The organism is Pseudomonas sp. 65/3-MNA-CIBAN-0223 (assembly GCF_040310425.1).
GTDB lineage: Bacteria > Pseudomonadota > Gammaproteobacteria > Pseudomonadales > Pseudomonadaceae > Aquipseudomonas > Aquipseudomonas gregormendelii.
Genome location: NZ_JBEOPV010000010.1, coordinates 243,334 through 255,142, shown reverse-complemented (window position 1 = coordinate 255,142; position 11,809 = coordinate 243,334). Strand labels below are relative to the sequence as shown.

At 59.8% G+C, this 11,809-nt stretch carries 9 protein-coding genes and 2 tRNA genes; 2 read left to right on the top strand and 9 right to left on the bottom strand.

From position 1 onward, the window contains the following. Positions 1-40: 40 nt before the first annotated feature. Entirely contained in the window at positions 41-1,873 is a 1,833-nt protein-coding gene (gene ggt, locus AAEZ09_RS15080; protein ID WP_350599892.1) for a gamma-glutamyltransferase, read from the bottom strand. A gap of 152 nt (positions 1,874-2,025) precedes the next feature. Between ggt and AAEZ09_RS15075 the strand changes: the two genes are divergently transcribed. Then, positions 2,026-3,135, top strand: coding sequence for a DUF2817 domain-containing protein (locus tag AAEZ09_RS15075; RefSeq protein ID WP_350599890.1), 1,110 nt, complete (start codon positions 2,026-2,028; stop codon positions 3,133-3,135). 158 nt (positions 3,136-3,293) lie between these two features. Here the strand turns inward: AAEZ09_RS15075 and AAEZ09_RS15070 are convergent. Then, positions 3,294-3,370 (bottom strand) — tRNA-Met (locus AAEZ09_RS15070). Positions 3,371-3,486: 116 nt separating this feature from the next. Further along, a complete protein-coding gene (locus AAEZ09_RS15065) occupies positions 3,487-5,544 on the bottom strand; it encodes a methyl-accepting chemotaxis protein (protein ID WP_350599889.1) in 2,058 nt (685 codons plus the stop codon). Between the two features lie 332 nt (positions 5,545-5,876). Here AAEZ09_RS15065 and AAEZ09_RS15060 point away from each other — a divergent pair, with 332 nt between their 5' ends. Continuing rightward, positions 5,877-7,094 (top strand): MFS transporter, encoded by a 1,218-nt coding sequence (locus AAEZ09_RS15060; protein WP_045059216.1) that lies wholly within the window; start codon positions 5,877-5,879, stop codon positions 7,092-7,094. A 145-nt stretch (positions 7,095-7,239) separates the two neighbouring features. Here AAEZ09_RS15060 and ychF read toward each other — a convergent pair whose 3' ends face one another. The 6 genes from ychF to ispE all read right to left on the bottom strand — a co-directional run bounded on the left by ychF (position 7,240) and on the right by ispE (position 11,807). Next, entirely contained in the window at positions 7,240-8,340 is a 1,101-nt protein-coding gene (gene ychF, locus AAEZ09_RS15055; RefSeq protein WP_045059217.1) for a redox-regulated ATPase YchF, read from the bottom strand. Positions 8,341-8,362: 22 nt separating this feature from the next. Beyond that, positions 8,363-8,947 (bottom strand): aminoacyl-tRNA hydrolase, encoded by a 585-nt coding sequence (gene pth, locus AAEZ09_RS15050; RefSeq protein WP_008037207.1) that lies wholly within the window; start codon positions 8,945-8,947, stop codon positions 8,363-8,365. Between the two features lie 160 nt (positions 8,948-9,107). Then, positions 9,108-9,716, bottom strand: a complete 609-nt coding sequence (locus tag AAEZ09_RS15045) for a 50S ribosomal protein L25/general stress protein Ctc (protein WP_045059218.1) — start codon at positions 9,714-9,716, stop codon at positions 9,108-9,110. Positions 9,717-9,857: 141 nt separating this feature from the next. Further along, entirely contained in the window at positions 9,858-10,799 is a 942-nt protein-coding gene (locus tag AAEZ09_RS15040; RefSeq protein WP_003208392.1) for a ribose-phosphate pyrophosphokinase, read from the bottom strand. Between the two features lie 45 nt (positions 10,800-10,844). After that, positions 10,845-10,919, bottom strand: a tRNA-Gln gene (locus AAEZ09_RS15035). Between the two features lie 36 nt (positions 10,920-10,955). Continuing rightward, a complete protein-coding gene (gene ispE / locus AAEZ09_RS15030) occupies positions 10,956-11,807 on the bottom strand; it encodes a 4-(cytidine 5'-diphospho)-2-C-methyl-D-erythritol kinase (RefSeq protein ID WP_350599908.1) in 852 nt (283 codons plus the stop codon). Positions 11,808-11,809: the final 2 nt, after the last annotated feature.

Sequence of the window (11,809 nt, the reverse complement as noted above, 5' to 3'; positions counted from 1 at the left end):
CCTGCCACCCGGTAAGCCCTTTCCCACTCGCACAAAACGCTCAATCCCCCAACGCTTCCCCCTCGCGGCGCGGATCAGCACCGCCCGCCAATGTGACCTTGCCCTGCGCATCCTTGACCCGAACTATCGCCTGGGTGCCGCTGGTCATGTCGATCTCGTTCACGTTGTGCCCTTTGTCCTTCAACGTTTGAATCAGCTGTGTACTGAACTGCCCCCGTTCCAGTTCCGTCGGGCCGTTACGGCTGCCGAAGTTGGGCAGATTGATGGCGGCCTGCGGGTCGAGGTTCCAGTCGAGCAGGCCGATGGTCGACTTGGCGACGTACTCGATGATCTGCGAGCCGCCTGGGGAGCCGAGGGTGGCGAGGAACTCGCCGGTCTGTCGATCGAAGATCAGGGTGGGCGCCATGGAGGAGCGGGGGCGTTTGCCCGGCTCGACGCGGTTGGCGACTTTCCGGCCGTTTTCTTCCGGGATGAACGAGAAGTCGGTCATCTGGTTGTTGAGCAGGAAGCCTTGCACCATCAGGTGAGAGCCGAAGGCGGATTCCACGGTGGTGGTCATGGAGACCGCACCACCCTGGTCATCGACGGCCACCACTTGCGAGGTCGAGATGCGCAGAGGTGAACGGTCCGGTGCATAGGCCACCTGTATGCCCGGAGGTGTCCCAGGTGTGGCCGTGCCCATGCTGCGTTCGCCGATCAGGGCGGCGCGGCTGGCCAGATAAGTCGGGTCCACCAGGCCTTTTACCGGGACGGGCACGAAGTCGCTGTCGGCGACGTACTGGGCGCGGTCGGCATACGCAAGTCGCTCGGCTTCGGAGATCAGGTGCACAGCTGCAGGCGCAGGTTCGATGCCGGCGGCTCGGGTGCTTTTGACCGGTTTCAGTGGCGCCAGGGCATAACGCGGGTCACGAGTTTCGAGGGCCTGCAAGGTGCCGAGGATCTGCGCCACGGCGATTCCGCCCGATGACGGCGGCGGCATGCCGCAGACCTGCCAGCGCTTGTAATCGGTGCACAGTGGTGCGCGTTCCTTGGCGGAATAGCCGATCAGATCGTTCAGCGACAGGCTGCCGGGATTGGCATGCCCCTGAACCTTGGCCACGATTTCCTGGGCGATGGGACCTCTGTACAGCGCATCGGCACCTTCCCTGGCGATCCGTTTGAACGTGGCGGCCAGCGCCGGGTTTTTCAGGGGAGTGCCTGCGGCTTTCGGGCTGCCATCGGCGTTGCGGAAATACGCCATCATGTCCGGCGAGCGCGGCATGGACGAATCCGACGCGATCAACTGATGCAGACGAGGTGAGATAGGAAAACCTTGCTCCGCGAGTCTGATCGCCGGCTCGAACAGCTGTGCCCAGGGCAGGCGCCCGTGTTTCCGGTGAGCCAGTTCCAGTGCCCGCAGCACGCCGGGTGTGCCCACCGAACGACCACCAATCTGTGCCTGCGTGAACGGCATCGGTTGGCCGTCGGCTTGCAGGAATAGCTTCTCGGTGGCACCGGCGGGCGCGGTTTCACGACCGTCGTAGGTGCGCACTGTTTTGCCGTCCCAAAGTACGATCAAGGCGCCGCCGCCGATACCCGAGGATTGCGGCTCGACCAGCGTCAGCACCGCTTGCATCGCGATAGCGGCGTCAATTGCCGAACCGCCCTGGCGCAACATTGCTCGTCCGGCTTCGGCGGCGAGCGGATTGGCCGCTGCGGCCATATGCTTTGAGGCGTGCCGGGCCTGCAGGTCGGTGCGATAGCCCGAGGCCGCTTCCGGTGCGAGGGGTAATGTCGAAACGGGCGGAGCGTTGCACGCGGCAAGCGTTAGCGCACCGGCAATCAGCGAAAGGGCTGACAACCGATAGCGATTGCAGTTAAAGGCTGTGAACACGCGGGGCACTCCGTCCGTGGGAAAGGTCCGGGGACTTTATCGGCCTACAGCCAGTGACGCAAACCATAGGCGGTTTTAGTCCTTCATCCATTGACGGATTTTCTGTAGGGTCAAGGGCAGCAGACACGTCAGAAGATCAACAAGAGGCAGACATGCACACCGACTTCCCCACACAGCCAAGCTATGGCGCGCAGCGTCAACAGTTTCTGGCCGCAGCGAATGCCGCCGGCGCGACTGTGACCGAATATCCGCATCCCCTCAACGGCCCGTTCGGTGAACGGCTGAGTACCGATGTGGCGGTGCTCGGTGATCCGGGCGCCAAGCGCTTGCTGATCGCGCTAAGTGGCACTCACGGGGTTGAAGGCTTCTATGGCTCGGGCTGCCAGATCAAGTGGATGCAGGAGTTGGGCAAGCGCGTGTTGCCCACCGATGTCGCGGTGGTGTTTGTCCATCTGATCAATCCCTGGGGCACAGCGTGGCTGCGCCGGGTCAACGAAGACAACATCGACCTTAACCGCAATCACCTGGATTTTGACGATTCGCTCCCGGACAACCAGGCCTATGCAGCGCTGCATGAAATCTATGCCTGTACCCAGCTGGCGGGCCCCGAGCGTGATCGCGCCGATGCGCTGCTTGACGAGCAGATCCACAAGCACGGCTGGCCGGCGGTGATGTCGATTGTCGAGGGCGGCCAACACAGTCATCCTGACGGCCTGTTTTTTGGCGGACGGGCACCGAGCTGGTCGAATCGTACGCTGCAGCAGATCCTCCAGGAGCACGTCGCCCACGCTGATGTCGCCATGTGCTTCGACTTGCACACCGGCGCGGGGGAGTACGGCCATCCAATGTTGCTGACCATCACCGAGTCCGCTTATCCAGCGTTGGCGGATGCGCAGGCAATCTACGGGCCGTGGCTCTACACGCTGCTGACCGGCGCCGACACCTTGAGCGAAACCGGCGTCGCCGCGACGGCCACCGGCTACACCTCACAGGCGCTGATCGACGCGCTGCCGCAAGTGCGATTGATGCCTTTTGTGATCGAGTGTGGGACTTATCCGGGGCCCGAAGTACATCGTCATTTGCGCAACGACCATTGGCTTCATCTGCACGGCAATCCAAGTGATGCGGTAGGGCGTGGAATCAAGCAGAACCTGCTGGAACAATTCTATCCCGCGGACGGCGACTGGCAGGCGATGGTCTGGCTGCGGACGTGGCAGATCTGGGAGCGGGGGGTGTCTGCGTTGGCGTCGATGCGGTGGTGATCCTGCTGGCGATAGCGGCCGCAAAATCGATCCAGGACTAGAGTATCTCCTTGCCGACAAGCCGCGCTCCTGCAGGATTTGTGTCAGCAGAGAAGCCTGCGTACTTTTCTCGAGGCATAAAAAAACGGCCTACCTTTCGGTAAGCCGTTTTTAGTACTTGGTGGCTACACAGGGACTTGAACCCCGGACCCCAGCATTATGAATGCTATGCTCTAACCAACTGAGCTATGTAGCCAAGTGGCGCGCATTATTCACCGGTAACGGGGATGCGTCAAGCGTAAATTTAAAATATTTCTCTACGCTTTCAACCGCTTATCCACCCGGTGCTATAAAACGCGGCGGTGGGCGCTGTCAGCCGAGCTGAAACCTCCCGGTATTGGCGCTCAATGCCTTGCTGCCTTGGCTCAAGGTGTCCGCCGCAAGGTTTACGGCGCGGGCCCCTTCCAGCAGCCGCACTGCCGCCTGATCAACCTGCTGGATGTTGCCGCTGACCTCATCGGCGGTGCTGGCCTGTTCCTCTACCGCTGTCGCAATGTGCGCCAGGGTGTCGGTGACGCCTTGCACTGCGCTGGCAATTTCCCCGAGTCGTTCGCCCAGCCCGGTGACCGACTGCGCATCGTTCTGTGCCTGGCTGCAGGCCGCTTCCATCAGGCTCACCGCTTCATCCACCGTTTGCCGCAGGCTATCAACGGTCTGGGCTATCTGCGCGGTAGAGGACTGCGTGCGTTTCGACAAGCTGCGCACTTCGTCAGCCACCACGGCGAAGCCGCGGCCCTGATCGCCCGCGCGGGCGGCCTCGATGGCGGCGTTAAGGGCCAGGAGGTTGGTCTGCTCGGCCACTCCGCGAATGGTGTCCACTACCAGCTGAATCTGCTGCCCCTGTTCGCTCACCCGGCCGAGTGCCGCCGCTGTCTCGTTCAAACGCTGGTTGAGCTGCTGGATACTTGCCGTGGTGCGCTGGCTGTCGCGACTGCTGTCGGCAGCAATGCGCCGCGTGTGCTGGGCGCTGCCCGAGGCCTGTTCGCAGCTCTGGGCCACGCCTTGGGACGTGGCGGCCAGTTGGGTGGCCGCCGCGGCGATCTGGCTGATCTGCAGTTGTTGTGCCTCGACTTCGCCCAATGCGCCGCTGGAATGCTGGTTGAGCGCGCGCACGGCGTTGCTCAATTGCAGGGTCTCGTGATCCACCCCCAGCATGCTGTTGCGCAACTGCACCACCGCGACGTTTAGCGCGGTGCTGATAGCCGCCAGCTCGTCGCGACCCTGTACCGGCACCTGCAGGCTGAGGTTGCCATCGCGCAGCGCTTCGGCCAGCACTGTAATACCGCTGGCGCTGCGCCGGATGGACGTTTGCAGGCAGGTGAACAGATACAGCGCCGCCAGCAGCAGGCAGCCGAAAATCGTCGCCACACCGATGACCTGGCGCATCGCCGAGCCATGGTAGTCATCCAGGCGCTGATCCAGCGAGCCCAGGGACTGTTGGCGCAGGGAGGCGAGGTCGACCAGCAAGGCGTCCAGACCACGCTCAAAGTCTTCGTGCTTGAGCTTGATGCTACCGCCGAATACGCCGTCATCGAGAACTTTCAGCTCGGCATCCAGGTGCTTGAGGCTGTCCTGGTAGCGCCCTGACCAGGTTTGCAAGTCGCTGGGCAGGCGCGATTCCAGCAAGCCTGCGGTTTTCACAAGCTGCTCCCGGGCGTCGCCGATACGACTGCGCAGGTCTCGTAGCTGCAAGCGGCTTTGCAAGGTGAATTGCCCAGACACCACTGAGGCCTGACCGATGCTCGCCAGGCGTCCGACCCGTTCGATCAGGTCCGGCACGTGCTGAGTGGAGATCTGCGTGAGCAAATAGGTTTCCAGCCATGGCGCGAGGGTCAGCCGGTTGTCCATGGCAATTTGCTCGCGCAGGGCTTGCAGGGCGCTCAAGGCACCGGTGAAGCGATCGTAACCGTCGGGCCACCAACCGATGCTGCCGAGGCTTTTTGAATCCAGGCCTTCAAGGGCGGCCTGCAGGGCCTGGTAGCGCGCCAGTGTTTCATCCCGGGCACCTTCGGCAGCGAGGGTATTACCCAGCTCCACAGCCGCTTGGGCGATGGCTGGCTGGGCCTCGTCAAACGAAGCCATGGCGGCGAGCGTGGCGGGCGTGGGTTGACGATTGGTTTCCGTGGCTCGCCAGCGCGCGGCGCGATCCCGTTGGGCTGCGAGCAGATTGTCGAGCGCATCCAGTGACAGCAGTTGCCGAACCCCGGCACGCTCTTCGGAGATCAGATTCAGTTTGCTGCGGTAATCCTGCCCGATCATCCACAGGCTGCCCGCCAGCGGCAGAATGAACAGCAAAAACAACAGTTGAAACTTGCGTGCGAAGCCAAAGCGCCCCAGCAAGCCAATGCCCGGTGATAAAAAAGCCTGCATGCCCCGTGACTCCCCTGGGCACCACGCACCATTGGCGTGCGCCGAGGCCGTGTTGGCCGCGACTGGTGCCCGTTTAAAGGCCTCGAAAGTTCACCCTCGTCCGCTCTGTAGGCCGACTGCGTAGCGAAACTTCCCATTCTCGGTCCCCTTTGTAAGGGGCCGCGTTTAAAGGAAGTGGTAACGCAAGATTCAGACCATGGCGATGCGCTATTACCCGCATGGAAAGCATTCGTAAATGTCGTTAGCAGGCTAAGGGGATGGCGCTGATGCACTGAAAAATGGCACATTGACGCTCCTGCCCATTTGCACCCACCCGTTGTGCGGAAATTCTCATGGCTATCAGCAATGCCCAGACCGGCGCCGCGCCGGCATCAGCGACTTCACAAAGCAGCCCTTTGGTCATGCGCATCATCGGCGCCGTGGCGCTGGCCCATTTGATCAACGACCTGATCCAGTCGGTCTTGCCGTCGATCTATCCGATGCTCAAGGCCAATTACGGCCTGACGTTTACCCAGGTCGGCCTGATTACCCTGACTTTTCAACTGACCGCTTCGCTGTTGCAGCCATGGGTCGGCTATCACACAGACCGTCATCCCAAGCCGTGGCTGCTGCCGGCCGGGAGCGTATGCACCTTGATCGGCATACTGATGATGTCGGTGGTCGGCAGCTTTCCAATGATCCTGCTGGCGGCGGCGCTGATCGGTATCGGCTCTTCGACCTTTCACCCGGAGGCTTCCCGGGTAGCGCGACTGGCCTCGGGCGGGCGGTTCGGGTTGGCGCAGTCTACTTTCCAGGTTGGCGGCAATGCGGGCTCGGCGTTCGGTCCATTGCTGGCGGCAGCCATTATCATTCCGTTCGGCCAGGGGCATGTGGCATGGTTCGGCCTGTTCGCGGTGTTTGCGCTGTTTGTGCTGCACCGCATCAGCCGCTGGTACGCCAATCACCTGAACCTGTTCAAGCTCAAACAAGGGCAGGCGGCAACCCACGGTCTGTCGAAGGGGAGGGTGACCGGCGCACTGGTTGTGCTGGGGCTGCTGGTGTTCTCCAAGTACTTCTACATGTCCAGCCTCACCAGTTACTACACCTTCTACCTGATCGAGAAATTCGACCTCTCGGTGGCCAGTTCGCAACTGCATCTGTTTCTGTTCCTGGGGGCGGTGGCAGCCGGTACGTTCTTCGGTGGCCCGATCGGCGACAAGATTGGGCGCAAGGCCGTCATCTGGTTTTCGATCCTTGGTGTTGCGCCTTTCACCCTGCTTTTGCCTCACGTTGACCTGTTCTGGACCAGCGTCTTGAGCGTGGTGATCGGTTTCATCCTGGCGTCGGCATTCTCGGCCATCGTGGTGTACGCCCAGGAGCTGGTTCCGGGCAATGTCGGGATGATCGCCGGGATATTCTTTGGCTTGATGTTTGGTTTTGGCGGGATTGGCGCGGCGCTGCTGGGCTATCTGGCGGATGCCCGCGGGATTGAGTTCGTGTATTTCCTGTGCTCGTTCCTGCCATTGCTGGGGGTGTTGGCGATCTTCCTGCCGAGAACCAGAAAGGCCTGAAGATCAAAAGATCGCAGCCTTCGGCAGCTCCTACTGATGTGAGGTGTACACCCTCTAGGAGCTGCCGGAGGCTGCGATCTTCGAATAATCTGACAGGTACAAAAAAGCCGCGTATTGAACGCGGCTTCTTCTTGAGCGGGGAGTCTTACACGTTGAAACGGAAGTGCATCACGTCGCCGTCTTTAACAATGTAGTCCTTGCCTTCCAGGCGCCATTTGCCGGCTTCCTTGGCACCGGCTTCGCCCTTGTACTGGATGAAGTCGTCATAGGCGATGACTTCGGCGCGGATGAAGCCTTTTTCGAAGTCGGTGTGGATCACGCCAGCGGCTTGTGGTGCGGTCGCACCGACGCGTACGGTCCAGGCGCGGACTTCTTCAACGCCGGCGGTGAAGTAGGTCTGCAGGTGCAGCATTTCGTATCCGGCGCGAATCACTCGGTTCAGGCCAGGCTCTTCCAGGCCCAGGGCCTCAAGGAACATGTCCTTCTCTTCGCCGTCTTCAAGCTCGGCGATTTCGGCTTCGATCTTGTTGCAGACCGGAACCACCATGGCGCCTTCTTCTTCGGCGATGGCCTTGACGATGTCCAGCAGCGGGTTGTTCTCGAAACCGTCTTCAGCGACGTTGGCGATGTACATGACCGGCTTGGTGGTCAGCAGGTGGAAGCCACGAATCACCGCCTTGTCGTCGGCACCCATGCTCTTCATCAGGGTCCGTGCAGGCTTGCCCAGGGTGAAGTGAGCGATCAGTTGCTCAAGCAATGCCTTTTGAACCACGGCGTCCTTGTCGCCGCCCTTGGCGTTGCGCGCGACTTTCTGCAGTTGCTTCTCGCAGCTGTCGAGGTCGGCGAAGATCAGTTCCAGGTCGATGATCTCGATGTCGCGTTTCGGGTCGACGCTGTTGGAAACGTGAATCACGTTCTCGTCTTCGAAGCAGCGGACCACGTGGGCGATCGCATCGGTTTCACGGATGTTGGCCAGGAACTTGTTGCCCAGGCCTTCACCTTTCGACGCGCCGGCCACCAGGCCTGCGATGTCGACGAACTCCATGGTGGTCGGCAGGATACGCTTCGGATTAACGATGGCAGCCAAAGCTTCCAGGCGCGCATCCGGCATCGGCACGATCCCTGTGTTCGGTTCGATGGTGCAGAAGGGGAAGTTCTCGGCCGCGATCCCGGATTTGGTCAGGGCGTTGAACAGGGTGGACTTGCCGACGTTAGGCAGGCCGACGATGCCGCAATTGAATCCCATGGTGTTTCCCCTCGGGTAAAAGTCAGGCCTTCTGGCTGTGCAGGTTTTTCATCGCGCGGTTCCATTCACCGGCGAGGATATCCGGCAGCACGCCGAGGGCAAAGTCGATGCTGGCATCGAGTTTTTCCTGTTCGGCGCGTGGCGCACGACCCAGGACGAAGTTTGAAACCATACTGGCTACGCCCGGGTGGCCAATGCCAAGCCGCAAGCGGTAGAAGGTATTCTGATTGCCCAGTTGCGCAATGATGTCGCGCAACCCGTTGTGACCGCCATGGCCGCCGCCCTGCTTGAGCTTGGCAACGCCCGGAGGCAGGTCGAGTTCGTCATGCGCCACCAGGATTTCTTCGGGCTTGATGCGGAAGAATCCTGCGAGTGCCGCCACGGCCTGGCCGCTGCGGTTCATGTAGGTGGTGGGGATCAGCAGACGAACATCCTGACCCTGATGCGAATAGCGCCCGGTCAGGCCGAAATATTTGCGGTCCGCCACAAGGTTCACGCCTTGTGCGTTCGCGATGCGCTCAACAAAAAGGGCCCCTGCGTTATGCCGGGTCTGTTCGTATTCAGCGCCTGGATTTCCCAGGCCAACGATCAGTTTTATGGCAGTCACGATAGGGGCCCTTCCTTGGAGTGGTGGTTAACATCGCCGAGTGCGGCGAAAGTGGACGACAAGTGCTCATTTACCATTATGTAAACTCCGCGTTCTCGCCCGCTTTCTCGCTACGTACTAGTCCGCGATGTTACCGGTCACTCCGGCGAACAGAGTGAAATTACTCTGCAGCGCCTTCTTCAGCAGCGTCTTCTTCTGGAGCAACACGTGGAGCGTGAACGTTGGCAACAGCCTTGTCGTCACCGTGTGCCAGAGCAACAAACTCAACGCCTTTAGGGGCTTTGAGGTCGGACATGTGAATGATGTCGCCGATTTCAGCGTTCGACAGGTCGACTTCGATGAACTCAGGCAGGTCCTTCGGCAGGCAGGTCACTTCGATTTCGGAAGTAACGTGCGAAACTTCGCCGCCTTTCTTGATCGGAGCTTCTTCGCCAACGAAGTGTACAGGCACGACAGCGGTCAGTTTCTGGCCAGCTACAACGCGTACGAAGTCAGCGTGCATCACGTGGCCTTTGGCCGGGTGACGCTGCAGAGCCTTGATGATCACGTTTTGCTTGGTGCCGCCAACGTTCAGTTCGATGATGTGGCTGTAAGCCGCATCGTTTTCGAGCAGTTTGGCAACTTCTTTAGCCAGCATGCTGATGGATTCAGGGGCTTTTTCGCCACCGTAAACTACAGCAGGTACCAGGCTTGCGAGACGACGCAGGCGGCGGCTCGCACCTTTCCCCAGGTCGGAACGCACTTCAGCATTCAGGGTAAATTCGTTCATGTTGTATCTCCAAAATAACCACATTCGCCCTAGCGTTTGCGACCAGCGCTAAAGGCGATATGGGCAAAAAAGCCCCGCCCCGACAGGAATGCCGGGGCGGGGCGCTTTTCGTCAACGAGATGTTCCAGAAGGGCAGGGCCCTTAACGGAACATCGCGCTGATCGATTCTTCATTGCTGATGCGGCGGACCGCTTCAGCAACCACCGGCGCGATATCCAGTTGACGGATACGCGAGCAGGCTTGAGCAGCAGCGGACAACGGGATGGTGTTGGTCACCACCAGTTCGTCCAGCATGGAATTCTCAATGTTTTCGATCGCCCGACCGGACAGCACAGGGTGTGTGCAGTAGGCGAAAACCTTGGCAGCGCCATGCTCTTTCAGGGCCTTGGCCGCGTGGCACAGGGTGCCGGCGGTATCGACCATGTCATCGACCAGAATACAGGTACGCCCTTCGACATCACCGATGATATGCATCACTTCAGAGTGATTGGCTTTCTCACGGCGTTTGTCGATGATCCCGAGATCCACACCCAGAGATTTGGCAACGGCACGTGCACGCACGACGCCACCAATGTCCGGGGACACGATCATCAGGTTTTCGAAGCGCTGATCTTCAATGTCATCCACCAGAACCGGGGAGCCGTAGATGTTATCTACCGGAATATCGAAGAAACCCTGGATTTGGTCAGCATGCAAATCAACCGTGAGAACACGGTCGATGCCGACTACGGTAAGCATGTCAGCTACGACTTTCGCGCTGATAGCCACACGTGCGGAACGCGGACGGCGATCCTGACGGGCATAACCAAAGTAAGGAATTACAGCAGTGATACGAGTAGCCGAGGAGCGGCGGAAGGCGTCAGCCATCACTACCAGTTCCATCAGGTTATCGTTGGTCGGAGCGCAAGTCGGCTGAATAATGAAGACATCTTTACCGCGGACGTTTTCATTGATCTCGGCAGTAATTTCGCCGTCGGAGAACTTACCGACAGAGATGTCACCGAGAGGGATATGCAGCTGACGTACGACACGCCGAGCCAGATCGGGGTTGGCATTCCCCGTAAAGACCATCATCTTGGACACGCGCAGTACCTAGAGGCTGAGGGTAACCTGGATGAGTATAGAAAATGGCAGGGGCGGCTGGATTCGAACCAACGCATGGCAGGATCAAAACCTGCTGCCTTACCGCTTGGCGACGCCCCTGTATCTGTTGCAACGAGTACCCAGTACTCGGTTCCTTTAGAGCAGACTCTGCAGCTTGCGATGCAACATCGAAACGTTGCTTCCTTTTGCTACAAACCCTGTAAGGGTCTCTGTAAGAAGGGCCGAGACTTTATCAGCTTCAGCTTTGCTTGGGAAGCCCCCAAACACACAACTTCCAGTTCCGGTGAGTTTTGCTTCGGTAAATTTACCTAACAAATTCAATGCGTTACGTACATCTGGATAACGCCTTGCTACTACCGGCAAGCAGTCATTTCGACTGTTTCCCTTGGGAACGGGGCGCACTTTAATGGGAGGAGTGTTACGTGTCAACAGCGGATCAGAAAAAATTTCTGCTGTACTTACAGATACTTGCGGTACCAGTACGAGATACCACGGTTCTTCGGGGTCTACAGGGGTGAGTTTCTCCCCCACGCCCTCGGCAAAAGCGGCATGGCCACGCACGAAAACCGGGACGTCTGCGCCCAGTGTCAGGCCGAGTGCGGCCAGGCGATCTGCGTCCCAGCCCAGTTGCCAGAGATGGTTCAGGCCGAGCAGGGTGGTGGCAGCATTGGAGCTGCCGCCACCGATGCCGCCGCCCATGGGCAGGACTTTATCGATCCAGATGTCGATCCCGAGCGGGCAGCCGGATTGCTCCTGCAGTTGTCTTGCAGCGCGAACGATCAGATTGCTGTCGTGAGGGACGCCGTCGAATTCGGTGTGCAAACGGATCACGCCGTCATCGCGAACGGCGAAGGTGATCTCGTCACCGTAATCCAGGAACTGAAAAATCGTCTGCAGCTCGTGATAACCGTCTTCGCGGCGACCAAGGATGTGCAGCATCAGGTTGAGCTTGGCCGGTGAGGGCAGCGTCAGGCGCGCAGCAGTCATGT

What these genes read in the sequence shown, in the direction of transcription:
- AAEZ09_RS15060 (WP_045059216.1), top strand. Translation starts at nt 5,877, where the DNA reads ATGGCTATCAGCAATGCCCAGACCGGCGCCGCGCCGGCATCAGCGACT.
- AAEZ09_RS15045 (WP_045059218.1), bottom strand. Translation starts at nt 9,716, where the DNA reads ATGAACGAATTTACCCTGAATGCTGAAGTGCGTTCCGACCTGGGGAAA.
- ychF (WP_045059217.1), bottom strand. Translation starts at nt 8,340, where the DNA reads ATGGGATTCAATTGCGGCATCGTCGGCCTGCCTAACGTCGGCAAGTCC.
- AAEZ09_RS15065 (WP_350599889.1), bottom strand. Translation starts at nt 5,544, where the DNA reads ATGCAGGCTTTTTTATCACCGGGCATTGGCTTGCTGGGGCGCTTTGGC.
- AAEZ09_RS15075 (WP_350599890.1), top strand. Translation starts at nt 2,026, where the DNA reads ATGCACACCGACTTCCCCACACAGCCAAGCTATGGCGCGCAGCGTCAA.
- ispE (WP_350599908.1), bottom strand. Translation starts at nt 11,807, where the DNA reads ATGACTGCTGCGCGCCTGACGCTGCCCTCACCGGCCAAGCTCAACCTG.